We start from the raw sequence: 25,014 nt of genomic DNA, 5'->3' as shown, positions 1-25,014 counted from the left end.
CGATTGCAGACACCGCACCACCGCCGCCGATCGCGATGGCGACCGCCGCCATCGCCACATTGTCCGGCGCTTCCCAGAGGTTGTATCCGTCATGCGGGCCGAACGCGTACCAGAACCCGTGTAGCTTACCGCCGACCGACTCGATGTATTTGCGCGCCGCGTCGCGGCGGTCTTCGGGATTCTTCGTCAATCGCGCCCAGGTTTCCGGCGTATAGCTGAAGCGCGTCAAATAGAGTGCCATGGCCAAGGTCCTCCGCTCTTGCCAAATCACCCCACACTACATCGGGCAGCGGACCCTTGGAATTCGCCCATCCGGGCAGTGACGGCTGAAATACAGTTGTCCCTACCCGCATACGGCCCGACTGATCTCCGCCACAGTCAGTCCTGAATCCTAGGGCAATCGACGAACAACCCTCACGCCCGCCCAAGCTCCTCCGACCGCCGGCGCGCGGCCGCCACCGCGCGATCCATCAGCGGCTCGAGACCGTCGGGCGCCATCAGCACGTTGAGCGCTGCCGCTGTCGTCCCCTTGGGCGAGGTCACGTTCTCGCGCAAAGTCGAAGCCGGCGTCGGGTCAGCATCCATCAGCGCCGCGGCGCCGGTGACCGTCGCCCGCGCCAGCTGCATCGCCTGTTCCTCGTCAAAACCCTGCTTCCGCGCCGCCGCGGCGAGCGCCTCGACCATGTAGAATACATAAGCCGGCCCGGAGCCGGACACCGCCGTCACCGCGTCGATCCTGGTCTCATCGTCGAACCACATCACCTCGCCCGCCGCGCTCAGGAGCGCATTGGCCGTCGCCCGGTCCTCGTCGGTGATGCCCAGCCCCACTGCGCCGGTGATGCCACGGCCGATCTGCGCCGGCGTGTTCGGCATGGTACGGATCACCCGCTCCGTCATCAGCCCTTCAGACAGCGCCACCAGCGAGACGCCCGCGGCGATCGACAGCACCAGCGTGTAGCTGCCCACCACCGGCTGGATTTCGGCCATCACCTCGTAGATCACCTGCGGCTTCACCGCGATGACCAGCACATGCGTCAGTACCCCGACGGGGCTCAGCAAGAGCCGGATGCCATGGTGTTCGGCAAACTCCACCGCTGCCACCGATGGCTGCGTGTCGCACAGCACTAGCCGTTCAGGCGGCAAGCCCCCGGCGATCCAGCCGCGGGCCAGCGCCAGTCCCATCTTGCCGGCCCCAACCAGAACGACGGGGCCGATATCGGATAAATTCAAGCTTCGCCTACCGTTTCGAACATCACCTGGCTCAGCGCCTCGGAGGCGCCCTTGCCAGCCCATATCACGAACTGGAACGCCTGGTAGTAGAGATCGCAGCTGTCAGTAGCCGAGCGCAGCAGCGCCTCGCATTGCTGCGGACTGACCTCGGCGCCGCCCGTCAGAAGGTGCGAGTTGCGGAACAGCACCACGCCCTCGTGGTTCCACATGTCGAAATGGCCGATCCAGAGCTGCTCGTTGATCAAGGAGATCAGCTGCTTCACTTCGGTGCGCCGCGTGTCGGGCACCTTGAGATCGAACGCCGCAGCGATATGGAGCGACTCGAGGTCCTCCATCCAGTTGAACGAAACGTGGTAGTCGGCCCAGTTACCGCGCACCGAGATGGAGATTTCGTCCGCGTCCTGCCGCTCGAAATTCCAGTCGTTGATCGAGGCGATGTGCTCGATGATGTCCACCGGATGCACAGTGCGATCCGGTTCCAGTTCTAGAAGTTGTGCCATTGGCTGAGCGTCCCATTGGGCGAAACGTTTGAAGGCCGGCCGGTGATCCCGGTCCTACGCGTTACTTGCAAAGAACTCGCACGCGGGGAATGCCTACGAATCGTCCTATGGCGGGCACGCTACACTGGCCCCCCGATTCCGGGGATTGCGCCACGAGAGCCATCCAAGGCTTTCTTCTGTGGATGATCCAGCGCGGAGGGTTAACAGGGTCTTAACAGCCCGAGTCTGTCCCCACCCGATTTGCCCGATTTTGGAACAACCGCGAGAGCCCGACTCGCGCTAAGATGCGCGCCTCCAGGTGACGAAACTGTCACAACCGACCTTGGCGGCTTGCCGAACTCCTCCCACACGCGATGTCACCCCAGCGAAAACTGGGACCCAAGAATCAGCGGGCGCCGGTGTTGGAATGGGTCCCTGCTTCCGCGGGGATGACACCGAGTGTGTTTGTCGCCCGGTGCCCGTTACCGCCCCTCAGAACAGCCCCGTTGCGCCCACCCATCCGGTCCGGAGCGGCTCCGCCCATTTCGGGAACCCGTTCCCCACCGCCTGCAGCGCCGCCGCCTCGTGGTCGTAGCTCACTGCCCTGAGGCTCGCCGACCAGCGCCCCGCATGCCGCTCGAGCACGGCATAGCGCGCATCCGGCGCCCCGTAGTTCACCTGCAGCCCCACCGCCCCCGGGTTGACGATCATCCGCCCGTCCCTCAGCCGCACCACCCGCGAAACATGCGTGTGTCCGCACAACAGCACCGGGAAATCCAGCCCGTCGGCCTTGGCAGTCACCGCCGCCTCGTCCGGCAGCGTCATGTCCCGTCCGTTCCACCAGTTGTCGAGCCAGGGCTCCTCGTCGCTCTTGGCGGTGCCGTGGCACATGAACACCTCGCCCTCGATGTCCCGCGTTGCCGGCAGGCTCCGGAGGTACTCGAAATGCACTGGCTGCAGCTGCTCGGCCGTGAACTTGTCGACCGGCGCCTGCTTCTCGACGGCGGTGTTGACCAGCCAGCGGTCGTGATTGCCGATCACCGTCGGATACCCCCGCTCGGCCAGCATGTCGGCGGTGCCCAGCGGATCCATCGGCCCCGCGAACAGGTCGCCGAGGTTGATCGTTGCATCCACCCCGACCATGGCGATGTCGGCTTCCACCGCCTCGAGGGCCAAGCGGTTGCCGTGAATATCGGAAATGACAGCGATTCTCATGACTTCACCGTTCCCAGTAATTAAGGCCAGCAAAAGACGAGTCAAAAATCAGAGCCCGCGCGGGCTCATCCATCCCCAGGTTAGCGCTTCGGCCCACCGGGGATACCCACGATCCAGCGCCTGCTTTGCCGCCGCCGCGTGGTCATAGGCAACCGCGCGCAATTCCGTATTCCACCCGGCCCGGCGCTGCTCGATGATCGCGTAGCGCGCGTCCGGCGAGCCGATCTCGAACGGCAGCCCGACGCTTCCCGGATTCACCACCAGCCGCCCGTCGCTAAGCCTGAGGCTGCGCGGCACATGCGTGTGCCCGCACAGCAGCACCTCGTGATCGAAGCCGGCCGCCTCGGTCTCGATGTGATCCTTGTCCAGCAGCGATACCACCGGTCCCACGAACCCATCCATGAACGAGGCATTGTCGTTGCGCGGCGTGCCATGGCAGAGGAACACGTCCTCCTCGAACAGCAGCGTCGCCGGCACCGAGGCCAGCCACTGCCGCTGCCGCTCGTCCAGCATGCCGCGCACCAGCGTATCGATATGCCAGTCCTTCTCGCGCCCATCGGTGATGTAGCGGTCGTGATTGCCGCGCACGGACGGCATGTTGAGTTCGATGAACCGGTCCGCGACGCCCGTGGGGTCACTCGGCCCGCTCAGGAAATCCCCCAGCGCCACCGTCGCCTCAACGCCCTGCCGGGCGATATCCTCCAGCACGGCATCCAGCGCCTTCAGATTGCCGTGAACGTCGGAAAGAACCGCGACCCTCACTTCGCCTTCAGGGCCTCGACTGCCGCCGTCAACTCCTTGATCTCCGCGTTCTGCGCCTGCACCAACTCGCGCAGCGCGTCGAAATCCTCGCGCTTGACCAGGTCCATGTCGGCCACCAGCCGCTCGAGCTGCGATTTCACCGCCGTCTCGATCTCGCGGCGCACCCCGTCGGCCACCCCCGCGGCATTGTTCATGAGCTTCCCCAGCTCGTCGAATAGCTTGCTGCCCTGGCTCATCGGACTTGTCCTCTCAACGGGTTGCACCGAGCTATTTAGGCGGACCGGCGCGCCTTGACCAGAGCTTGGCGGAGACTAAAAGGTCTTGGACTGCCGCCGACGAAGCGCGTTCAGGAGAAGTTGCAGACTTTTCCGGTTCGAACGCGCGACCAGTAAGAATGTGAGGGGAAATCGAGTCGATTTCCGCGAACGGAGCGACCGCTTGCCCTTCCCCAATATCGATCCCGTCGCCTTCGCCCTCGGCCCGTTCGCCGTCCGCTGGTACGCGCTCGCCTATCTCGTCGGGGTCCTCGGCGGCGCCGCCTACGCCACGACGCTGCTCCGCCGCCATGGTCTGTGGAAGGACAACCGCCCGCCCTTCGAGCCCGAGGCGATCTGGGATTTCGCCTTCTGGGCCGTCATCGGCATCGTCATCGGCGGCCGCGTCGGCTACGTGCTGTTCTACAACCTCAACTACTACCTCCAGAACCCCGGCGAGATCATCGCGCTGTGGGATGGCGGCATGAGCTTTCACGGCGGCCTTGTCGGCATCGTCGTCGCCATGGCGCTGTTCACCCGCTTCAAGGGCGGCAACATCCTCTCCGGCATGGACCTCCTCGGCGCCATCGGCACCATCGGCCTGTTCCTCGGCCGCCTCGCCAACTTCATCAATGCCGAGCTCTACGGCGCCCCGACCAGCCTGCCCTGGGCCGTCGTCTTCCCTACCGACCCAGAGCAGCTCCCCCGCCACCCCAGCCAGCTCTACGAGGCCCTGCTCGAGGGCGTCCTGCTGTTCATCATCATCCGCATCGCCACCAACCATCTGAACGCGCTGAAGCGTCCCGGGCTCGTCGCCGGCATCTTCGGCATCGGCTATGCGCTCTCCCGTATTTTCGTCGAGTTCTTCCGCCTTCCCGACATACAGATCGGCTACCTCTATGGCGGCTGGCTGACGATGGGCATGGTGCTGAGCCTCCCCATCCTCATCGCCGGCATCGCGCTCGTCATCTACGCCTCGAGGCCCCCTCGTGCCTGATACCCGCTCCCTCGGCGACCTCATCGACATGCAGCTGAGCCAGAACGGCCCGATGTCGATCGCCACTTATATGGGCCTCGCCCTAACCCACCCGCGCTCCGGCTACTACACCGGCAAGGACCCGCTGGGCGGCAAGGGCGACTTCATCACCGCCCCCGAAATCTCCCAGATGTTCGGCGAGCTCATCGGCTTCTTCATCGTCAACCTCTGGCAGCAGCTGGACGAGCCGCGCAGCTTCACCCTCCTCGAGCTCGGCCCCGGCCGCGGCACCCTGATGCAGGACGCGCTGCGCGTCGCCGCCAAGGCCGACGGCTTCCTCGACGCCATGCACCTGCAGCTGTTCGAATCCAATCCCGCGCTCAAGACCCAGCAGGCCGAGCGCCTCGGCCAGTACAATCCCTACTGGGCCACGGAGATCGACGCCCTCGCCGACGACCCCCTGATCGTCATCGCCAACGAGTTCTTCGATGCCCTCCCCATCCGCCAGTTCGTCAAGGCGGAGGACGGCTGGCACGAACGCCAGGTCGGCCTCCGCGACGGCAAGCGCAGCTTCGGCCTTTCGCCTACGCCCATCCCCGACGCGGCCATGCCGCCCGAAGTCCAGTCGGCCCAACCCGGCGAGATCTACGAAGTCAGCCTCGCCGCCGCTGACGTCATGCAGCGGCTCGGCAAACGCATCGGCGCCCAGCGCGGCGCCCTCCTCGCCATCGACTACGGCTACGCCACCACCCAGACCGGCGAGACCCTGCAGGCCGTCCGCAATCACGCCTTCGCCGATGCACTCGACGCTCCCGGTGAAACGGACCTCAGCGCCCATGTCGATTTCGGCGCCCTAAGCAAGGTCGCGACCGACCTCGGCCTCAAGGTCGAACCCCTCGCCACCCAGCGCGATTTCCTCGGCCGCCTCGGTATCGTCGAACGCGCCACCGCCCTCGCCAAGGCCAACCCCGGCCAGGTCGACGCCATCGCCGCAGCGCTGAAACGCCTCGTCGACAGCTCCGAAATGGGCACCCTGTTCAAGGTGTTCTGCGCCCACTCCGAGGGGCTCGAACCAATCGGATTCTCATGAGCCTACCCTTCGAAACAAGCCGCGCCCTCGAGCGCATCCCCGGCATCCGCCACGGCTTCTTCGGCCGCCGTGGTGGCGTCTCGACCGGCGAGTTCGCCTCGCTCAACGTCTCGGAATCGAGCGGGGATAAGCTGAATCACGTCGCTGAGAACCGCGCGCAAATCGCTGGCATCCTTGGCTTTTCCCCCGACGCGCTGGTGACCATGAAGCAGGTGCATTCCGTCACCGTGCTCGAAGTCACCCGCCAGCCTGCCCCCGGCGAGCGCCCCGAAGCCGACGCCTTCGTCACCCGCGTCCACGGCCTCGCGCTCGGCATCCTCACCGCCGATTGCACCCCGATCCTCTTCGCCGATCCCGACGCCCGCGTCATCGGCGCCGCCCATGCCGGCTGGAAAGGCGCCACCGGCGGCATCTCCGAAGCCACCATCGCCGCCATGGTCGACCTCGGCGCCCGCCCCGACCGCATCATCGCGGCCATCGGCCCCACCATCTCCGCGGCCAATTACGAAGTCGGCCCCGAATTTGCCGCCACCCTCCTCCGCGACCACCGCGACGCCGAGAACCGCATCACCCGCCCCGAAGGCGGCCGCGAACATTTCGACCTCCCCGGCTTCGTCTTCGACCACCTCATCGCCGCCGGCATCGGCCTCGCCGACGACCTGGGGATCTGCACCTACGCCGAGCCCAAGAAGTACTTCTCCCACCGCTACGCCACCCACAAAGCCATCACCACCGGCCGGCAACTAAGCGTCATCGGGTTGGGTGGACTCTGAATCTTGGTCGTCCCCCGCTGGGCGGCCCCTGCCCCCCCAGTCATCTCCCTCCCCCTTGTGGGGCGGGATCAAGGGAGGGGATTGGCCCAGGCTCGATTCACGCTTCCATCACCGGCTAGTCCCGCGAAAAAGGCGCCGCTTTGCTGACCCCGCGCCCCCCACCCTCCCTACACCCTCCCATACTCCCCGCCCCCCGCCGCCCCCTACTCCCTTACTCCCGCACCCCAAGCCGCCGCCACACCACCCATTGTGCTCCTTATAAGACAGACTAATGTTGCGCTCTTATAAGGCCGTTCACTTGAGACTCTAGCTGAGCGGGAGCCTCTGTTTCTGGAGCTCACAGCCTCCTCCCGCCGGGGACGGAGAAATGGGTCCCTGCTTTCGCAGGGATGCCCGGTGGGGAGGAAGCAAGCTGCCCCAATGCACCCAAGAATCCTTCACCCATCCGTCACAAGCCGCATTGCGTCCCCGCGCCGCTCCCGCTAAAGACCCGGCCATGAGGAGCCGGCGACTCCCCCGCCCGGCCCGACCCCGGAGCGCGCCTCGTGAAACTCGTCACCGGCAATTCCAACCGCGCGCTTGCCGAAGCCGTGGCGACCTACCTCGAAGTCCCCCTCACCGACTGCACGGTCAAGCGCTTCAACGACAAGGAAATCTTCGTCGAGATCCACGAGAACGTCCGCGGCGAGGATGTCTTCATCCTGCAATCGACCTCGTATCCGGCCAACGACAACCTGATGGAGCTGCTGATCCTCTCGGATGCGCTGCGCCGCTCCTCCGCCCGCCGGATCACCGCCGTCATCCCCTATTTCGGCTACGCAAGGCAGGACCGCAAATCCGCCTCGCGCACCCCGATCTCGGCCAAGCTCGTCGCCAACCTCATCACCGAAGCCGGCGTCAACCGCGTCATCACCCTCGATCTGCACGCCGCGCAGATCCAGGGCTTCTTCGATATCCCGACCGACAACCTCTACGGCGCGCCCGTCATGGTCCGCGACATCCAGGAGCGCTACACCAACGGCAACCTGATGATCGTCTCGCCCGACGTCGGCGGCGTCGCCCGCGCCCGCGCCACCGCGCAGCGCATCGGCGCCGACCTCGCTATCGTCGATAAGCGCCGCCCCCGCGCCGGCGTCTCCGAGGTCATGAACATCATCGGCGACGTCGCCGGCCACTCCTGCATCCTCATCGACGACATCGTCGATTCGGGCGGCACCCTGGTCAACGCCGCCGAAGCCCTGCTGAAAGCCGGCGCCACCGAAGTGGCCGCCTACATCACCCACGGCGTCCTCTCCGAAGGCGCCGCCGAGCGCATCGCGGCCTCCAAGCTGAAGGAGCTGGTGATCACCGACTCGATCATCGCCACCGACGCCGCCAAGTCGGCCAAGAACATCCGCATCATTTCCATCGCCCCCCTGATGGGCGAAGCCATCGCGCGTACCGCCAGCGAACAGAGCGTCTCGAGCCTGTTGGACTGACCCCCCGAACTCGATGCCATCTCCCCCTTAGGCGGGGGAGAATGGAATTTCTTGGGCTTGGCCTCTTGGCTAAGCCTTAGAAATTCCAAGAGAGGGGGTGCGGAGCCGCGGTGCCTCCCATGCCCCCCTCTCTTGCGAAATCTAAGGCTTGGCCAATAGGCTAAACCTAAGATTTCGCTTTCTCCCCCGCCAAGGGGGAGAGGGGCGTCACGTTTGTGGAGCCCGCGCTGTCGAAATCGCCCCTCCTCGCCCGACATTGCCCTGAAGGGCTATGCTGCCCGCCAACCCGAGGAGACGCCTCATGCGCTACATGCTCATGCTCTACGCCGACGAAAAAGTCGGCGCCCAGATCCCGCCCGATCAGATGAAGCAGGCCATGGACACCATGTTCGCCTACCAGGACGCCCTCACCAAGGCCGGCGCCTTCGTCATGACCGCCCCGCTCGCCCGCACCCCCGACGCCAGGACCCTCAGGATGGAAGGCGGCGAGATCACCCGCCACGAGGGCGACAAGGACAAGTACTTCGTCACCGAAGGCGGCGAGCTGAAAGTGCATGACGGCCCCTATGCCGATACCCGCGAGCAGTTCGGCGGCTTCTACATCATCGAGGCGCGCGACATGGACGAAGCCCTCGACTGGGCCGCCAGATGCCCCGCCGCCCAGTGGGGCCCGATCGAAGTCCGCGCCCTCGTTCCCGGCTTCTGAACCCGCCGGAATTTTTCCTCATGCGATTTGTAGAACTCTCGTCGCCCCCTCCGTCATTGTGGCAGCCGGGCACTCCGTCCGGCGTCAAAGGAGACCGACAATGAAGTACCTGCTGCTCATCCACGGCGACGAGTCCAAGATGAATCCCGCCACCGTCGTCGATGGCACCGGCATGAGCCCCGAATATCACGCCTTCAACACCGCCCTGATGAAGGCCGGCGTCATGCTCGGCGGCGAACGCCTGCGCCCCACCAGCGCCGCCACCTCCGTCCGCGTCCGCGACAAGAAGGCCGTGGTCCTCGCCGGCCCATACGCCGAAACGCAGGAGCAGTTGGGCGGCTACTACATGATCGACGTCCCCGATCTCGACCACGCCATCGAGTGGGCCAAGCAGTGCCCGGCCGCCCAGTTCGGCACCATCGAGGTCCGCCCGATCTGGCCAACGCGCCCGCAGTGAGGTGACCGTCTCCGGCTCGTCCCTGGAGTTTTTTCGGGGACGAGTCGAAATGGCCGGACAACCCCCGTCATTGTAGCATCGGGGCACAGTGTCCCGATGCTGACGCGGCACGACCGCGAGGACGATGACAGGGAAAAGACCGATGCAGATCAAGCTGACCAAGGTGTATGTCGACGACCACGACAAGGCGCTGAATTTCTACACCGAGGTGCTGGGCCTCACCAAGAAAGCCGACTTCAGGAATAGCGGCTACCGCTGGCTCACTGTCGCCTCGCCAGAAGACCCGGACGGCCCCGAGTTGCAGCTCGAGCTCAACAGCAATCCTGCAACCAAGGCCTACCAGCAGGCCATGTTCGAGCAGAACCAGCCGGCGCTCATCCTCCACACAAAGGACGTCAAGGCCGACCACGAGCGCATCAAGGCCAAGGGCGGGGATTTCGTCATGCCCCCGACCGACGTCACCGCCTCCGTCATCGCACAGGTGAAGGACACCTGCGGCAACCTCATTCAGCTTGTGCAGCCGAACTGGTAAGTGGGCGACCCAACAGGAGAAACGATAAATGGCAACCACGCAGAAGACGGCCAAACGTAGCGCCGCAACCGACGGATTCACCGCCGAAGAAAAGGCCGCCATGAAAGAGCGCGCCAAGGAGATGAAGCGCAACGCCAGCGCTGCCGAGGACGAACAGGCCGTGCTCGACAAGATCGCCACCATGCCCGATGCGGATCGCGTCATGGCCGAGCGCATCCACGCCCTCGTCAAGGCCACCGCGCCCGACCTGACGGCCAAGCTCTGGTACGGCATGCCGGCATACTACAAGGACGGCAAGAGCATCTGCTTCTTCCAGGACGCCAACAAGTTCAAGGCCCGCTACGCCACCTTCGGCTTCAACGAGGCCGCGAGGCTCGACGACGGCAACATGTGGCCCACCAGCTACGCCCTGTTGCGGCTCACCGCGGCCGACGAGAAGCGGATCGCCGAACTCGTCAAGCAAGCCGTAAGCTGAGGACCCGTCCGACCATGCGATACATGATGCTGATCCACCACGACGAGACCGCCCTCGCCAACGCCCCGCAGAAGGAGCTCTGGGCCGACTATGCGGCCTTCAACGAGGCCCTCGCCAAGGCCGGGTCCGGCATGAGCGCAGGCGAGCGCCTGCAGCCGGCCTCGGCGGCGACCACTGTCCGCTCCGCCGGCGACAAGACCGACGTCCTCGACGGCCCCTATGCCGACACCAAGGAGCAATTGGCCGGCTATTTCCTCATCGACGTGCCCGACCTCGAGGAGGCCATCGTCTGGGCCAAGCGCTGCCCGAGTTCCAGATACGGCTCGATCGAGATCCGCCCGCTGGCAACGACCTACCCCCGGCCGGACCCGAGCCTTCGGGGCCAGGGCTCGTAACGTGCGCATGGAAGGGAACGACGCCGCCCGCGCCGCCGAGCGGGTGGCTCGCGAGAGCTACGGCCGCCTCGTTGCCTTCCTCGCCGCCCGCACCCGCGACGTCGCCGGCGCCGAGGATGCGCTGGCCGAGGCCTTCGCCGCCGCGCTCCGCATGTGGCCGGTGGAAGGCGTGCCGCACAATCCCGATGCCTGGCTGCTGACGGTCGCCCGCCGGCGGCAGACCGACGCGCTGCGCCGCCGCACCACGCGGCGGGCCGGCGAGGAGCATCTGATCATGATGGCCGATGAAATCGAAGCCGCCGCCGAGACCCCGGACGAAATCCCCGACCGCCGCCTCGCCCTGATGTTCGCCTGCGCCCACCCGGCGATCGAACGCGGCATGCGGGCGCCCCTGATCCTCCAGACCATCCTTGGGTTGACCGCCATCGACATCGCCGCCGCCTTCCTCATCCCACCCGCCACCATGGGCCAGCGGCTGGTTCGCGCCAAAACCCGCATCAAGGATGCCGGCATCCCCTTCGCGATCCCCGACAAGGAGGAGCTGCCCGAGCGCCTCGATGCCGTGCTCGACGCCATCTACGCCGCCTATGCGAAGGGCTGGGCCGAGATTGGCGACGCCGCTTCCGCCGCGCTGGCCGACGAGGCCATCTGGCTCGGCCGGCTGGTCGTCTCGCTCCTCCCCGACGAGCCGGAGGCCAAGGGCGTCCTCGCCCTGATGCTCTACACCGAGGCGCGCCGCGCCGCCCGCCGTTCGCCCGACGGCGCCTATGTGCCGCTCGAGGAGCAGGACACAAGTCTTTGGGACGACTCGCAGATTGGCCTCGCGGAGGCCTTGCTGCGGGCCGCCAATGCTGGCGGCCCCTCCGGCCGCTACCAGATCGAGGCCGCCATCCAGTCGGCCCATGTTGCGCGCCGCACCCTTGGCGCCGAGACCTGGCCGGCCATTTTCGCGCTCTACGATCACCTGCTGGCGCTCAGCGCCTCCCCGGTCGTGGCCCTCAACCGGGCCATGGCGCTGGCCGAACTCGAAGGCCCCGCCGCCGCCCTCGCCGCCATCGAACCGCTCGCCGCCGACAAGCGCATGGCCGACTACCAGCCCCACTGGGCCGCCCGCGGCCACCTCCTCGCCCGCGCCGGCAGGAAGGACGAAGCCCGCGAGGCCCTGACGCTGGCCCTCGGACTCACCACCGATACCGCGGTGCGACACTACCTGCAGGGGCAGATCGCCAAACTCGCTGACGCGTGAAATCCTGAAACCCGGCGGCTGCGGACCCCCGCCCCTCCCCCTAAACATGGGAGGAAGACCCCCGAACCGCGGCCGGTGCTTTCGTCTCCCTCCCCATTCTTGCGGGGAGGGGACAGGGGTGGGGGGTCCACAGCCACCAGCCGCAAAGGCCCGGCCACCGGCAGCCCCACAATCCCTTGCCCCAAATCCCCGTTTCCCCTATACGCACCGCCATGAAGCACCCGTCACCCCTGGAGGACGGGTGCGTGAGCTTTGACCATCATCGCTCACACCAACCCATGAATGGATCATTCAATGGCTACTGCTGCTACGGAGCTCAAGGCTCAGGCGCGGAGCGGGGTGGGCAAGGGGGCCGCTCGTGCACTGCGTCGTGAGGGGCTCATCCCTGCTGTCATCTATGGCGACAAGAAGCCCCCGCTTCCGATCACCATCTCCTACAACGAAGCCATGAAGCGCATTTACGCCGGCGGCTTCCTCTCCCATATCGTCACCCTCGACGTCGATGGCGAGAAGCACCGGGTCATTCCGCGCGACTACCAGCTCGATGTCGTCAAGGACAAGGCGCTGCATGTCGACTTCCTGCGCGTCGGCAAGGGCACCAAGCTCAATGTCCAGGTGCACGTGAAGTTCATCAACGAGGAAGGCTCCCCGGGCATCAAGCGCGGCGGCGTGCTGAACATCGTTCACCACACGCTCGACCTGACCGTCGACGCCGATCACATCCCCGAGGAGATTGTCGTCGATCTCACCGGCCTTGATGTCGGCGACAGCGTCCACATGTCCTCGATCCAGCTGCCGGCCGGTGCGACCGACCACAGCCACGAGGACGACCTGACCATCGCCACCATCGTCGCTCCGTCGGGCCTCAAGGCCGAGGAAGCCGAGGAAGGTACTGCCGAGGCTGCTCCGGCTGCCGAGAACGGCGAAGCCAAAGAGTAAGCTCTTCGGGAGCGGGCCTCGGTCCGCTCCCCACCCTGCCCTGCTGCCTGGAAGTTAGCCGATGCACCTCATCGTCGGCCTCGGCAATCCCGGGGACAAGTACCGCCACAACCGCCACAATATCGGCTTCATGGCCGTCGACGCCATCGCGCGCCGTCACAACTTCCCCGGCTTCCGCGAGAAGTTCCAGGGGCTGATCTCCGAAGGCACGATCGACGGCGAAAAGGTGCTGCTGCTGAAGCCGCAGACCTACATGAATTCCTCGGGCGACAGCGTCCAGGCCGCCACCAAGTTCTACAAGCTCGGCCCCACCGACGTCTCCGTCCTCTACGACGAGATCGACCTTGCCCCCGGCAAGACCCGCGTCAAGGTCGGCGGCGGCAATGGCGGCCACAATGGGCTGCGTTCCATCGACCCGCAGATCGGGCTGGGCTATCGCCGCATCCGCCTCGGCGTCGGCCACCCGGGCCACAAGGACCTGGTGATGCCGCACGTCCTCGGCGATTTCTCCAGGGCCGAGCAGGCCTGGCTCGTCCCCCTGCTCGACGCCGTGGCCGATAACGCCGCGATGATCGTCAAGGGCGACGACAACGGCCTCATGAACAAGCTCGCCCTCGCCGTGCAGGGCGACGGGGCCGAGCGCGCCCAGCGGCCCGACACCGCCGATCCCACCCGCAAGAAAGCCCCGGCCCAAAGCCACATCCGCGCCGCCCGCCCGACCCAGCCCCAAGCCCAGGTTCCCGAAACCGGCCCGATGGCCGACATGTTGAAGAAGCTGTTCGGCAAGAAGGACTGATTACAGGGCCGGTGCCTGTGGACCCCCACCCCTGTCCCCCCTAAACATGGGGAGGGAGACGCTTGCCGCGATCTCGGTGTTTGGGTCTCCCTCCCCTTGTTTAGGGGGAGGGGACAGGGGTGGGGGTCCACAGCCTCCGGCCCCGCGGCGAACACCAATTGACTTCCGCGCCCGATCACCCGATGTGAGGCGCAAAGATTTCCGGAGACTGTCATGGGTTTCAAGATGGGCATCGTCGGCCTGCCCAATGTGGGCAAGTCGACGCTCTTCAATGCGCTGACCCGCACCGCCGCGGCCCAGGCCGCCAACTTCCCGTTCTGCACCATCGAGCCGAATGTCGGTGAAGTCGCCGTTCCCGACGGCCGCCTCGTCAAGCTCGCGAAGATCGGCAAGTCCGCCCAGATCCTCCCCGCCAAAATGAGCTTCGTCGATATCGCCGGCCTCGTGAAAGGCGCGTCCAAGGGCGAGGGCCTCGGCAACCAGTTCCTCGCCAATATCCGCGAATGCGATGCCATCGCCTACGTGCTGCGCTGCTTCGAGGACGGTAACATCATCCACGTCGCCAACAAGGTCGATCCGCTCGCCGACGCCGAAGTGGTCGAGACCGAGCTGATGCTCGCCGACCTCGAAAGCCTCGAGAAGCGCCGCAATGGCGTCGAGAAGAAAGCCAAGGGCGGCGACAAGGAAGCAAAGCTGACGCTCGACCTGATCGACCGCTCGCTGGTGCTGCTGCGCGACGGCAAGTCGGCCCGCCTCGTCCAGCGCTCCGCCGACGAGGAGAAAGCCTTCAACGAGCTGCAGCTCCTGACCTCGAAGCCCGCCCTCTACGTCTGCAACGTCGACGAGGAGTCCGCCGCCACCGGCAACGCCATGACCAAGCAGGTCGAGGAATACGCCAGGCAGCACAATGCCGCGGTGATCGTCATTTCCGCCGAGATCGAGAGCCAGCTCGCCCAGTTGCCCGATGCCGAGCAGGCCGAGTTCCTCGAAACCCTCGGCCTCCACGAGCCAAGCCTCAATCGCCTGATCCGCGAAGCCTACCAGTTGCTTGGCCTCCAGACCTATTTCACCGTCGGCCCCAAGGAGACCCGCGCCTGGACCATCCACAAGGGCGACCGCGCCCCGCAGGCCGCCGGCGTCATCCACACCGATTTCGAGCGCGGCTTCATTCGCGCCCAGACCATCGGCTACGATGACTTCGTCACCCTGGGCGGCGAAGTCCCCGCCAAGGAAGCGGGCAAGGCCCGCGATGAAGGCAAGGAATATGTCGTCAAGGACGGCGACGTGATGCTGTTCAAGTTCAACACCTAGCGCCCTCTCGCCAGCGGCAAAGAATCGCTCCAATGAAGCATTATTGGCGACGCCCTTGTGGGCTGCGCACCAAAGCTATTTGCCTCCCGTTGCGAGGCCCACTCACCTGTCCAGGGAATAATTGGCCCAATAATGTTTGACCAGCTCTTCGGCTCTTGGTGGCCCATGGTGACGTCGTATTTCGGCGGACCGGTTTCGCTTCTTGGCGGCAGCGTCAACAGCTTCACGATCGTGCCCGCGGTGGGACTCGCATTGCTGGTGCTCGGCGTCATCCTTGCTTGCGCCTGGCGCGAGAAGCAGGCGCTGTGGCTCGCCGGCCCGTTCGTGGCCTCCGCCCTGACCCCGGTGATCCTCAGCATCGCCAACATGCTCGGCGGCTGGTTCGTCGTGATCTTCGCGCTGATCATCGGCGCGGTGGCGCTGCTGTTGTGGATCGGTGTAATCGCCGCCGACGCCACCCGCCGCCTGCCGGTCTGGCTGATCGGCCTGTTCACCCTCAGCTTCGTCCTCCATTGCGGCCTCGTCAGCGTGGCCCTGATCTGGGGCGTCGCCTGATCCTTGCCCGCGTGGCGGGTTAAGGGGGAGCATGCGAAACGTGGTGGCGGGCACCGGTGCCCCCATCGCTTGCACCCCGGCCGCAGGGGGACGTATACGTCAACCCACGATGAACCCTGTCACTGCCGACCGCCGCCATTTCGAGGATCTCGTCGTCGGCGAGACCATCAATCTCGGCTCGACCCTCGTCACCAAGGAAATGATCATCTCCTTTGCCCGGGAGTACGATCCCTTCCCCTTCCATCTCGACGAGGCGGCGGCGAAGAAATCTCTTCTCGGCGGCCTCGCCTCCTCCGGCTGGCAGACCGCGGCGCTCACCCTGCGCCTCCTCGGCGATGGCTTCCTCAACAAGATCGCCTCGGCCGGCGGCCTCGGCTTTTCTGATCTCAAGTGGAAGAAGCCGGTGATGAAGGGCGACACGATATGGGCCACCGCCACCATCGCCGACCTCCGCCGCTCCCGCCACCACCCGCAATGGGGCATCGTCGCCATCGACCTCGACGTCAGGAACCAGAAGGGCCAGCCGGTGATGAGCATGCGCCTCGCCAACCTGGTCGAGACTCGCGATCCCGAGACCGGCACCCAGCCCACGCCCGAGCAGCCCTACGACGTCGAACACGGAACCATCGCCCCCTCTCCCCTTCGGGGTGAGGGGCAGCCGCCAACCGGTGAGGTCAAGACGTGACCCGCTGGTTCGAAGACATCACCATCGACGAGCCCTTTCCGCTCGGCAGCCACACCTTCACCGAAGCCGAGATCCTCGCCTTCGGCCGCGAATACGATCCGCAATATTTCCATGTCGATCCCGCCGCCGCCGCGCATAGCCATTTCGGCGGCCCCGTCGCCTCCGGCTGGCACACGGTCCTCGTCGGGCATCGCAGGATGGTTGACGCCCTCGAGGCCGAGGAAGTCCGCCTGCGCGGCCTCGGCCAGGAACCGGGCGTCTCAGGCCCCTCTCCCGGCGTCAACAAGATGGAATTCACCTCGCCCGTCCGCCCTGGCGACACCGTCACCTACACGCTCACCGTCACCGGCAAGCGCCCCTCCAACTCGATTCCCGGATGGGGCCTGCTCTTCAACAGCATCGATGCAGTCAACCAGCGCGGCGAAAAGGTCTATCATGCCGAACTCGTCGGATTCTCGAAGCTGCGCGACTTCAAAATGCCGCCGCACTTAAGGGTTCTGGAGGCGTTGACCAAAATCCCCGTATTGGGGAAGTTGCTCGCCCAACGGAGTTGATCGACCCCATGCGTCACGCCATCGCGTTTGCCGCCCTTGCGCTCCTCGTCACGCCCGCCGCAGCGCAATCGCTGACCGGCGCCGGCGCCGAGGGAAACTGGGGCTGCCGCGCCATCATCGACGGCAAGCGCGCCGGCCTCCTCACCATCTACGCCGGCTCCTACGGCTACGCCTCGGCCAACTACGGCAGCACCGCCTCTGGCACCGGGACAGTCGAGATGGCCTCCAACGGCGTCACCTTCCTCGACGGCAACCTCGTCGCCGGCGCCGGCATCACCAGCGCCATCCTCGGCTTCGATGGCGCCGGCAAGGACGTCCTGCAGCTCTACACCGCCGAAAAGAACGTCCTAACCTGCACCCCCCGCACCTGACGCCGACCAGCGTTCGGGCGCGGCGAGGCGACATCCCGGCGAGTGTGCTGCAGCACCGCGGCTTCCCAGCCAGTGCCTTCCCGGGAAGGCCGTCTTACGACTCCTTGACCTCCTCTCGCCGCAGCGCTAAACAGCCGCCCTTCCAAGAGGAGTGTCGCCCGAAAATGATCTGAGCCCTGTTGCGGACGCCCGAGCCATCCCCTCCCACGCCTTGCGTGCGGCGGACGATGCACGGATGCCGGCCCCAGCAATGCTCCAGATGACGGGCGGAGCGTGATCAGGAAAGGTCGCAGGCTTTTCCGGTTCGATCGCGCGACCATTAAGAACTGCTCTGTCCCGACGTCCCTGGCGTCCAATCTCCCTCTGAACCCCATCGCCAACCCGCGGACCCCGCCGGAGCTTCGCTCCGACGTCGCGCCGCATCTTGGGCCCGTTCGCGCGTGAATGCGTCGCGGCGGGCAAGGAGATTGCTCATGCCCAAATTCATGACCTACCAACGCCCTGTCCCGGTCAACAAGGCCAACTGGACCGGCAAACCCGGCGCCGACGCGTACCTGCCGGCGCGAAAGCTGAAGGCCGCGGCGCCGCCCGCGACAGAACCGGCAAGGCCCGCCCTGCCGGTCCCGCCCAACGGCAAGCGCCAATGACCGAAGCGCCCCGGCCACCCGGCCGGGGCGTCCCGGGATCCGACACGTTGGCGCTGGACGGCACGAACAAACACTTACCGGCAGCGATGTTTTGTATTCAACGCTTTAGGTCTTCCTTATGCGCACAAAAGCATACTGGCATCGGGACACTGTAGTCGTCCGTTAGCGAGGTCTCGCGCGAACCATGGAATCGCCCTGGTACAGCCTGATGACCAATGTGGCTGTGGTCGCATTCTTCGTAAGCGTCTGGACGCAACTGCGCGACATCTTCGAGCACTTCGGGCCGCGCGCCGTCCAGGCGGCCTTCGGCGTCCTGATGGGCGTCGGCGCCATCGTCAACATGTTGTTCCCGGTGCATTTCGCGCCGGGCGTCTTCTTCGATCTGCGCACCTGCCTGCTCGTCCTTGCCGCCTTCTTCGGCGGGCCCATTGCTGCCTTGATCGCCGCCGGATTGGCCATCGCCTATCGGCTTTGGGTGGGTGGCGCCGGGGCGCCGTCGGGTGTCCTTGCGGTAGTCCTCGTCATCATCGTCGGCACCCTCGGCCACCTGTGGTTGCGCTGGCGCGGGCAGCGCACCGCGCGCTGGCATTCGATCGCCCTCGCGCTGGCCACCTGCGCCGTCGGACTGCTCGGAGCGGCGCTGATAAATGCGAACGTGGGTTACGGCTCGTGGACGCTGCTCTTCTTTTCCGTCCTGCTCTCCGGCCTCGCCCTCGGCCACGACGAAGAACTGCGCGCCGCCCGGCGCGAGAACCAGATCTATCGCGAGGTGCTCGATACGCTCCCCGACAGCATCAGCGTCAGGGACCTCGGTGGCCGCTTTCTCGCCGCCAACCCGGCCACCGCAAGTCTCTTCGGCGCTCCCCGCCCCGCTGCCATGATCGGCCGTTTGCCCGATGCCTTCCGCACCGCAACGCCCCCTCTGACCAGCGATCCAGACGTCGCCGCGCCGCCGCCCGCCGGTCCGAACGAGTTCCAGCAGGCCCTGCGCCTCCCCGATGGCACCACCACCTGGCTGCAGACGCTCGAAGTCCCGCTTGTCGATCACCAGGGGCGTCGCATCGGCGTCATCACTCACAATCGCGACATCACCACCCAGAAACGGCTCGAGATCGAGCTCGACGAGCGCCAGCGCGTCCTCTCCTTCGCCATGGCGCAGATGTCGGACGGCGTCGCGATGTACGATCACACCGGCCGGCTGCTGTTCTGCAACGCGCGCTACCAGCAGCTCTTCCCGCTCACCTCCGATGTGCGCGTGCCCGGCGCCCTGTTCCGCGACATCCTCGCTACCGCCGTCGCGCGCCACGAGCAACAGGTCGGCGTCACGCCGGCCGAAACCTCCGCCTGGATCGACAGGATCGCCGCATCCCTCTACCGCGATACCGAGGAGGAGATACACCTCTTCAACGGCACCTGGCTGCGCGTCTCGACCCGTCCCTCGCCCGATGGCGTCTCGATGGCCGTCGTCTCCGACATCACCAGCCTGAAGCGCACCGAGCTCGAGCTGCTGAGCGTCGCCGAGCAGCTGCGCCAGGAAGCCACCACCGATGCCCTGACCGGGCTGGTCAACCGCCGCGCCCTTGACCAGCGCATCGAGATCGAGATCGCCCGCAGCCTGCGTACCGGCTCCGCCCTCAGCGTCATCCTGCTCGATATCGATCACTTCAAGGCCTACAACGATACCTACGGGCACCTCGCGGGCGACGCCTGCCTGAAGGCCGTGAGCCAGGGCCTCGGCCAGGTGTTCCGCCGCCCCTCGGACCTCGTTGCCCGCTTCGGCGGCGAGGAGTTCCTTGTCATGCTGCCCGAGGTCGACGCGGAGTCGGCGTACCACCTCGCCAACCAGTACCGAGGTGTCCTCAAGGACATGGCGCTGCCTCATCGGGCGAGCCGCATCGGCCATGTCACCGTCAGCCTCGGCATCGCCTCCTACGCCCCCGGTGAGACCGAGCGCAGTGCCGCCGATCTCGTCGGGCGCGCCGACGAAGCGCTGTATGCAGCCAAGACCGCCGGCCGCGACCGCGTCAGCGGCTGGCGCCGCCGTCTCGGCGTGGTGTCTCGCCGCCTGCGCGTCGTGTAATGGGGCTCAATGCCCCTCGAATGGGATCAGCGCCTCGACCGCGACGCCCGCCTCCCTGAGCTTGTCGGCGCCGCCCAGGTCGAACAGGTCGATCACGAACCCCGAATGCGCCACCTCCGCCCCGGTCCGCCGCAGCAGCGACACCGCCGCCAACGCCGTGCCGCCGGTGGCGATCAGGTCGTCCACCAGCAGCACCCGGTCCCCTGCCCCGATGACGTCGGCATGGATCTCGATCGTGTCGACGCCATACTCGAGCGCATAGTTCTGCCCGATCGTCTCGCCCGGCAGCTTGCCCTTCTTGCGCACCGGGATGAACCCCACGCCCAGCGCGATCGCCACGCCCGCCCCGAAGATGAAGCCGCGCGCCTCGATCCCGGCCACATGGGTGATCCCGAGATCGCGATGTATCGCCGCGAGTCGCTCCACGCTCTCGCGGAACCCGGCGGGGTTCTCGATCAGTGTGGTGATGTCGCGAAAAATGATCCCCTTCTTCGGATAGTCGGGGATCGAGCGGACGAGCGATTTGAGGTCGAGCATGAACGCGCTGCGGCTGTTGACGGGGGATTGAGTATCGAATCGAACCGGCCCTGGCTGGGCCGAGCGCCGCTAGCGCCGCGCGCTGTCGACGATCTTTCGCGCCACCACGCCGGCCCTGTAGGCCGTGGTCAGCGCCGCGCCTCGCGCGGCCGCCTTCACCTTCGGGGTCAGCAGCAGCGGCGCCGCCGCGATACCGGCGCGCACCATCGGGTGCCCGATCACCGTACGGGCAAGCGCTGCGGCCGTTACGGCGGTGCGAATGATCGACATCTGGGGCCTCCTCGACGGAGCGAAATCAGGAAAGGTGCAGACTCTTCCGGTTCGATTTCGCAACAAACCATAATTTGGAACGGCAGTGCGATTCCAGGAAGCGCAAATCCTGCCCGCGTTCGATCGCGAATATCGACGATGCGGCCGGCAACCGCAAGACACGGAAACGACAAAGGGCCCCGCAGGGCCCTTTGGAGAGGTCAGCGAAGCGGCAGCGCTCAGTGCGCCACGCTCGCCCAGAGCCGGCGCTTCACCAGATACATCAGCCCGGCGAAGACGACGAGGAAGATGATGACCTGGAACCCGGCTTCCTTGCGCGAGGCGAGGTGCGGTTCCGCCACCCACATTAGGAACGACGCGACGTCCCGCGAGTACTGGTCGACGGTCAGCGGCACGCTGGCGCCCTCGGTCTGCTCGTAGGTCACCGCGCCATCGCTGAGCGGCGGCGCCATGCCGATGGCGTGTCCCGGGAACACGGCGTTGTAGTACTTGCCCTCGGGGATCTCGGTGCCCGCCGGCGGCGTCCCGTAGCCGTTGAGCAGCGCGTGGATATAGTCCGGGCCGCCCTCGGAATAGGCCGTGAAGTAGTTGAGAATCCACCACGGGAACGGCTGCGTCGTGCCGCGCGCCTTGGCCAGCACCGACATATCCGGCGGCAGCGCCCCGCCATTGGCATCACGCGCCTCCTGGTCGTTGGCAAACGGCGCCGGCCAGTGGTCGGCCGGAATACCCGGCCGCTTGACGCCATCGGCGTCGGTGATCTGGTACTCGGCCGCCAGCGCCTTCACCTGGCCCTCGGTGAACTCGGGTCCGCCCGGTTCGCCGAGATTGCGGAAGGCGAGGAGCCGCGCCGAATGGCAGCTCGAGCACACCTCCCTGAACACCTGGAAGCCGCGCTGCAGCTGGTCGCGGTCGAAGGTGCCGAGCGGCCCCGAAAAACTCCACTGTTCCTTCTGGATCTCGGGCGTGGCGTGCGCCGCTTCCTGCGCCACGGCCGGAACAGCGGCGAACAGCATGCTCACCAGCAGGGCGCCGATAATGCTTTTGGTCTTGATCATTGGCGTTGGGCCCCGGGCTCAGTGCGACGCCGTGACGGGCTGGGCCGTCACTGGCGATTCGTGCTTGGCCAGCACGGCTTCCGAGATCGACGTCGGCAGCGGCCGCGGCGTCTCGAAGCGTCCGAGCAGCGGAAGCACGATGAGGAAGTAGATGAAGTAGTAGGCGGTGGCGACCTTGGACAGCAGTACGTAGATGCCCTCGGCCGGCGCCGAACCGAGCCAGGTCAGGAACACGAAGTTCGCGATGAACAGCCAGAAGAACCACTTGAAGATCGGCCGGAACGTGCCCGAGCGCACCTTCGAGGTATCGAGCCACGGCACGACGAACAGCACCAGGATCGCCCCGGCGAAGAAGATCACGCCGCCAAGCTTCGAATCGATGAACAGGATGTTGAAGTCGATGGCGCGCAGGATCGCGTAGAACGGCAGGAAGTACCATTCGGGCACGATATGCGCCGGGGTCACCTGGCTGTTGGCCATGATGTAGTTGTCGGGATGGCCGAGGATGTCGGGCGCAAAGAACGCGAACCAGGCGAACGGGATGCAGAACACCACGACCGCGAACAGGTCCTTCATCGTGTAGTAGGGGTGGAACGGAACCGTCTCGCGGCTCGATTTCACCTCGACCCCGATGGGGTTGTTGTTGCCCGGCACATGCAGCGCCCAGATATGGAGCGCCACCACCGCCGCGATGACGAACGGCAGCAGGTAGTGCAGCGAGAAGAAGCGGTTGAGCGTCGCGTTGTCGACGGCGAACCCGCCACGCAACAGCTCGAGAATCGGCGTGCCGATCACCGGGATCGCGCCCACGATGTTGGTGATCACCGTTGCCGCCCAGAAGCTCATCTGGCCCCACGGCAGCACGTAGCCCATGAACGCGGTGGTGACCACGAGCACGAACAGCAGCACGCCGAGGATCCAGATGACCTCGCGCGGCGCCTTGTACGAGCCGAAATAGAGCCCGCGGAACATGTGGATATACATCGCCGCAAAGAACATCGAAGCGCCGGTGGCATGCACCGACTGGATGATGCGGCCGCCGTTCACATCGCGGCGGATATGCTCCACCGAGTCGAAGGCGAGGCCGATCTGCGGGGTGTAGTGCATGGCGAGCACGATGCCCGTGATGATCTGCACCGCGAGCATGAACGCGAGGATGGCGCCGAACGTCCACCAGTAGTTGAGGTTCTTCGGCGTCGGGTAGTCCATCAGGTGTTCCTTGGACCACCGGATGATCGGCAGGCGGTCGTCGATCCACTTCTCGACGAAGTTACCGGGGACGTAGCTGGATTCGTGAGCCATTCTGACGCGTCCCCTCAACCGATCTGCACGAGCGTGTCGGAAATGAATTCATACGGCGGCACCACCAGGTTGGTGGGCGCCGGGCCCTTGCGGATGCGGCCGGCAGTATCGAACTGCGAGCCGTGGCAGGGGCAGGCCCAGCCGCCGAACTCGCCCGACTCGCCCACCGGGATGCAGCCCAGGTGCGTGCAGTTGGCGATCATGATCAGCCACTGCTCGTGACCAGCCTTGGTGCGTTCCTGGTCGGTCTGCGGATCCTTGAGGTCCGACATCGGCACGGCCAGCGCCGCGGCGACCTCCTCCGGCGTGCGATTGCGCACGAACACCGGAAGCCCGCGCCACTTGATCGTGACGGACTGCCCGGTCGCGATCCCCGACAGGTCGAACTCAATGCTGGCCAGCGCCAGCACCGAGGCGTCGGGGTTGAGCTGGTTGATCAGCGGCCATACGGCCCCTGCCACGCCCACTGCGCCCACGGCGGCTGTCGCGATGTAGAGAAAATCGCGCCGTCCCGCTTGCGGGGCGTCCTGTAGTGCCGGATTGGATTGCGTCGCCAAGGTAAGCTTCCGTCTGTTGTGTCTTGATCAGCGCCTCGGTGCCTGTTGGCGGCTGCACGCGAGCCATGGCCAACCCCCGCCCTCAACGGCGCGTGATTTGGGCGTTCTTTTGACACTCCCGATGGGGCTTGTCCAGCCGGAGACAGGGTGACTTTCCCCCAATGCGACACTATAGCAACCGCCGCGAAGCCCAACCGCGGAGGTCAGCAATCATGGCGGTCGACCTGGCGCTGTACCAGCCCGATATTGCACAGAACACCGGTACCCTGCTCCGCCTCGGCGCCTGCCTCGGCGTGCATGTGCACATCATCCACCCGACCGGCTTCCAGTTCTCGCCGCGCTCCATCCGCCGCGGCGCCCTCGACTATCTCGAGCACGCCCGGTTCACCGAGCACGACAGCTCCGCCGATTTCGACGCCTGGCGCCGCAGCGCCGGCCGCCGGCTGGTGCTGCTGAGTACCAAATCTTCCGCCTCGGCCTACGCGGTGAGCTACCTGCCCGGCGATCTCCTCCTCCTCGGCCGCGAAACCGCCGGCGTCCCCGACGCCGTTGCCGCCGACGCGGACCTCCGGGTCCGCATCCCGATGCGACAAGATATGCGCTCGCTCAACGTGGCCGTGGCTGGCAGCCTCGTGCTAGGGGAGGCGCTGCGACAGACCAATGGTTTTGCAGCCCTGACATGACATTGCCCGCCGACATCGAATCGAAGAAGGAACTGGCCGCGACCTGGTTCCGCGCCCTGCGCGACCGGTTCTGCGCCGCCCTCGAAGCCATCGAGGACACGGTCGCCGGCCCTCTCGCCGACCACGCTCCCGGCCGCTTCGTGCGCGATGCCTGGTCCCGCCCCGAAGGCGGCGGCGGCGAGATGAGCGTCATGCACGGCCGCGTCTTCGAAAAGATCGGCGTCCATATCTCCACCGTCCACGGCCACTTCTCGTCCGAATTCGCCAGGCAGATGCCGGGCACCGAGGAAGGCGCAGGTTTCTGGGCGTCGGGCATTTCGCTCATCGCCCACCCCTGGAACCCCAACGTTCCGGCCGCCCACATGAACACCCGCATGGTGGTCACCGCCAAGTCGTGGTTCGGCGGCGGCGGCGACCTCACCCCGGTGCTCGACCGGCGCCGCACCCAGGACGATCCGGACAGCCGCGATTTCCACGCCGCCATGCAGGCGGCCTGCACCTCGCACCCCAGCGTCGACTACGGCCGGTACAAGGCCTGGTGCTACGAGTTCTTCTACCTCCCCCACCGCAAGGAGCCCCTCGGCATCGGCGGCATCTTCTA

32 protein-coding genes are annotated in these 25,014 nt (G+C 66.1%); 21 read left to right on the top strand and 11 right to left on the bottom strand.

The window, feature by feature from the left end; all coding sequences use genetic code 11:
* From JWQ89_RS02460 to JWQ89_RS02435, 6 genes are all read right to left on the bottom strand, one after another.
* The coding region (locus tag JWQ89_RS02460; protein WP_299638115.1) for a GYD domain-containing protein at window positions 1-241 on the bottom strand (241 nt) is incomplete at its 3' end.
* Window positions 242-414: 173 nt separating this feature from the next.
* Window positions 415-1,230, bottom strand: a complete 816-nt coding sequence (gene proC, locus JWQ89_RS02455) for a pyrroline-5-carboxylate reductase (RefSeq protein ID WP_299638114.1) — start codon at window positions 1,228-1,230, stop codon at window positions 415-417.
* Window positions 1,227-1,730, bottom strand: coding sequence for a YbjN domain-containing protein (locus JWQ89_RS02450; protein WP_299638112.1), 504 nt, complete (start codon window positions 1,728-1,730; stop codon window positions 1,227-1,229). The genes proC and JWQ89_RS02450 overlap by 4 nt, the downstream gene beginning before the upstream one ends.
* Window positions 1,731-2,201: 471 nt before the next feature.
* Window positions 2,202-2,924, bottom strand: a complete 723-nt coding sequence (locus tag JWQ89_RS02445) for a metallophosphoesterase family protein (protein ID WP_299638110.1) — start codon at window positions 2,922-2,924, stop codon at window positions 2,202-2,204.
* 48 nt (window positions 2,925-2,972) lie between these two features.
* Window positions 2,973-3,686, bottom strand: a complete 714-nt coding sequence (locus JWQ89_RS02440; protein ID WP_299638108.1) for a metallophosphoesterase family protein — start codon at window positions 3,684-3,686, stop codon at window positions 2,973-2,975.
* Window positions 3,683-3,922: an accessory factor UbiK family protein gene (locus tag JWQ89_RS02435; RefSeq protein WP_299638106.1), complete on the bottom strand. Its 240-nt coding sequence runs from the start codon at window positions 3,920-3,922 to the stop codon at window positions 3,683-3,685. Before JWQ89_RS02435 ends, JWQ89_RS02440 begins: the two co-directional genes overlap by 4 nt.
* 202 nt (window positions 3,923-4,124) lie before the next feature.
* Here JWQ89_RS02435 and lgt point away from each other — a divergent pair, with 202 nt between their 5' ends.
* The 19 genes from lgt (at window position 4,125) to JWQ89_RS02340 (ending at window position 20,006) form a co-directional block, all read left to right on the top strand.
* Window positions 4,125-4,937 carry a prolipoprotein diacylglyceryl transferase gene (gene lgt / locus JWQ89_RS02430; RefSeq protein ID WP_299638104.1) on the top strand — a complete coding sequence of 271 codons (813 nt, stop codon included), beginning with the start codon at window positions 4,125-4,127 and terminating at the stop codon, window positions 4,935-4,937.
* The gene (locus JWQ89_RS02425; RefSeq protein WP_299638102.1) at window positions 4,930-6,006 is read left to right on the top strand and encodes an SAM-dependent methyltransferase; all 1,077 of its coding nucleotides are present in this window, start codon (window positions 4,930-4,932) and stop codon (window positions 6,004-6,006) included. The genes lgt and JWQ89_RS02425 overlap by 8 nt, the downstream gene beginning before the upstream one ends.
* Window positions 6,003-6,779, top strand: a complete 777-nt coding sequence (gene pgeF, locus JWQ89_RS02420) for a peptidoglycan editing factor PgeF (RefSeq protein ID WP_299638100.1) — start codon at window positions 6,003-6,005, stop codon at window positions 6,777-6,779. The genes JWQ89_RS02425 and pgeF overlap by 4 nt, the downstream gene beginning before the upstream one ends.
* Window positions 6,780-7,324: 545 nt before the next feature.
* Complete coding sequence (locus JWQ89_RS02415; RefSeq protein ID WP_299638098.1) at window positions 7,325-8,257, top strand: ribose-phosphate pyrophosphokinase; 933 nt, start codon at window positions 7,325-7,327, stop codon at window positions 8,255-8,257.
* 301 nt (window positions 8,258-8,558) lie between these two features.
* Window positions 8,559-8,963, top strand: coding sequence for a YciI family protein (locus JWQ89_RS02410; protein ID WP_299638096.1), 405 nt, complete (start codon window positions 8,559-8,561; stop codon window positions 8,961-8,963).
* A 100-nt stretch (window positions 8,964-9,063) separates the two neighbouring features.
* Complete coding sequence (locus JWQ89_RS02405) at window positions 9,064-9,420, top strand: YciI family protein (RefSeq protein ID WP_299638094.1); 357 nt, start codon at window positions 9,064-9,066, stop codon at window positions 9,418-9,420.
* Window positions 9,421-9,562: 142 nt separating this feature from the next.
* Complete coding sequence (locus tag JWQ89_RS02400; RefSeq protein ID WP_299638093.1) at window positions 9,563-9,952, top strand: VOC family protein; 390 nt, start codon at window positions 9,563-9,565, stop codon at window positions 9,950-9,952.
* A gap of 28 nt (window positions 9,953-9,980) precedes the next feature.
* On the top strand, window positions 9,981-10,427 hold the full coding sequence (locus tag JWQ89_RS02395; protein WP_299638091.1) for an iron chaperone: 447 nt from the start codon (window positions 9,981-9,983) through the stop codon (window positions 10,425-10,427).
* A 14-nt stretch (window positions 10,428-10,441) separates the two neighbouring features.
* Complete coding sequence (locus JWQ89_RS02390) at window positions 10,442-10,822, top strand: YciI family protein (protein ID WP_299638089.1); 381 nt, start codon at window positions 10,442-10,444, stop codon at window positions 10,820-10,822.
* Window positions 10,823-10,829: 7 nt separating this feature from the next.
* Window positions 10,830-12,068: a DUF6596 domain-containing protein gene (locus JWQ89_RS02385; RefSeq protein WP_299638087.1), complete on the top strand. Its 1,239-nt coding sequence runs from the start codon at window positions 10,830-10,832 to the stop codon at window positions 12,066-12,068.
* A 294-nt stretch (window positions 12,069-12,362) separates the two neighbouring features.
* On the top strand, window positions 12,363-13,007 hold the full coding sequence (locus JWQ89_RS02380) for a 50S ribosomal protein L25/general stress protein Ctc (RefSeq protein ID WP_299638085.1): 645 nt from the start codon (window positions 12,363-12,365) through the stop codon (window positions 13,005-13,007).
* A 61-nt stretch (window positions 13,008-13,068) separates the two neighbouring features.
* Window positions 13,069-13,803, top strand: a complete 735-nt coding sequence (gene pth / locus JWQ89_RS02375) for an aminoacyl-tRNA hydrolase (RefSeq protein WP_299638083.1) — start codon at window positions 13,069-13,071, stop codon at window positions 13,801-13,803.
* A 213-nt stretch (window positions 13,804-14,016) separates the two neighbouring features.
* On the top strand, window positions 14,017-15,114 hold the full coding sequence (gene ychF, locus JWQ89_RS02370; protein ID WP_299638081.1) for a redox-regulated ATPase YchF: 1,098 nt from the start codon (window positions 14,017-14,019) through the stop codon (window positions 15,112-15,114).
* Between the two features lie 132 nt (window positions 15,115-15,246).
* The gene (locus JWQ89_RS02365) at window positions 15,247-15,669 is read left to right on the top strand and encodes a hypothetical protein (protein WP_299638079.1); all 423 of its coding nucleotides are present in this window, start codon (window positions 15,247-15,249) and stop codon (window positions 15,667-15,669) included.
* A 109-nt stretch (window positions 15,670-15,778) separates the two neighbouring features.
* Window positions 15,779-16,354: a MaoC family dehydratase gene (locus JWQ89_RS02360; RefSeq protein ID WP_299638078.1), complete on the top strand. Its 576-nt coding sequence runs from the start codon at window positions 15,779-15,781 to the stop codon at window positions 16,352-16,354.
* Complete coding sequence (locus JWQ89_RS02355) at window positions 16,351-16,908, top strand: MaoC/PaaZ C-terminal domain-containing protein (protein WP_299638076.1); 558 nt, start codon at window positions 16,351-16,353, stop codon at window positions 16,906-16,908. Before JWQ89_RS02360 ends, JWQ89_RS02355 begins: the two co-directional genes overlap by 4 nt.
* Window positions 16,909-16,916: 8 nt before the next feature.
* Entirely contained in the window at window positions 16,917-17,279 is a 363-nt protein-coding gene (locus JWQ89_RS02350; RefSeq protein WP_299638074.1) for a hypothetical protein, read from the top strand.
* Between the two features lie 473 nt (window positions 17,280-17,752).
* Entirely contained in the window at window positions 17,753-17,926 is a 174-nt protein-coding gene (locus tag JWQ89_RS02345; RefSeq protein ID WP_299638072.1) for a hypothetical protein, read from the top strand.
* 184 nt (window positions 17,927-18,110) lie between these two features.
* Window positions 18,111-20,006, top strand: coding sequence for a diguanylate cyclase (locus JWQ89_RS02340; RefSeq protein ID WP_299638070.1), 1,896 nt, complete (start codon window positions 18,111-18,113; stop codon window positions 20,004-20,006).
* 6 nt (window positions 20,007-20,012) lie between these two features.
* On the opposite strand, the gene JWQ89_RS02335 is transcribed toward JWQ89_RS02340, so the two are convergent.
* The 5 genes from JWQ89_RS02335 to petA form a co-directional block, all read right to left on the bottom strand.
* Window positions 20,013-20,543: an adenine phosphoribosyltransferase gene (locus tag JWQ89_RS02335; RefSeq protein WP_299638068.1), complete on the bottom strand. Its 531-nt coding sequence runs from the start codon at window positions 20,541-20,543 to the stop codon at window positions 20,013-20,015.
* 69 nt (window positions 20,544-20,612) lie between these two features.
* Window positions 20,613-20,813 (bottom strand): hypothetical protein, encoded by a 201-nt coding sequence (locus JWQ89_RS02330; RefSeq protein WP_299638066.1) that lies wholly within the window; start codon window positions 20,811-20,813, stop codon window positions 20,613-20,615.
* A gap of 218 nt (window positions 20,814-21,031) precedes the next feature.
* Window positions 21,032-21,871, bottom strand: a complete 840-nt coding sequence (locus JWQ89_RS02325) for a cytochrome c1 (protein WP_299638064.1) — start codon at window positions 21,869-21,871, stop codon at window positions 21,032-21,034.
* A gap of 18 nt (window positions 21,872-21,889) precedes the next feature.
* Window positions 21,890-23,173, bottom strand: coding sequence for a cytochrome b N-terminal domain-containing protein (locus JWQ89_RS02320; RefSeq protein WP_299638062.1), 1,284 nt, complete (start codon window positions 23,171-23,173; stop codon window positions 21,890-21,892).
* A gap of 14 nt (window positions 23,174-23,187) precedes the next feature.
* Window positions 23,188-23,730, bottom strand: a complete 543-nt coding sequence (gene petA / locus JWQ89_RS02315) for a ubiquinol-cytochrome c reductase iron-sulfur subunit (RefSeq protein WP_299638060.1) — start codon at window positions 23,728-23,730, stop codon at window positions 23,188-23,190.
* A gap of 212 nt (window positions 23,731-23,942) precedes the next feature.
* Here petA and JWQ89_RS02310 point away from each other — a divergent pair, with 212 nt between their 5' ends.
* Window positions 23,943-24,413, top strand: a complete 471-nt coding sequence (locus JWQ89_RS02310; RefSeq protein WP_299638058.1) for a TrmH family RNA methyltransferase — start codon at window positions 23,943-23,945, stop codon at window positions 24,411-24,413.
* On the top strand, window positions 24,410-25,014 hold a 605-nt coding region (locus JWQ89_RS02305), incomplete at its 3' end, for a coproporphyrinogen III oxidase (protein ID WP_299638056.1). The genes JWQ89_RS02310 and JWQ89_RS02305, both read left to right, overlap by 4 nt.

The sequence above is a fragment of the Devosia sp. genome (assembly GCF_028290645.1).
GTDB lineage: Bacteria > Pseudomonadota > Alphaproteobacteria > Rhizobiales > Devosiaceae > Devosia_A.
This window is presented reverse-complemented; position numbering and strand designations above follow the sequence as displayed.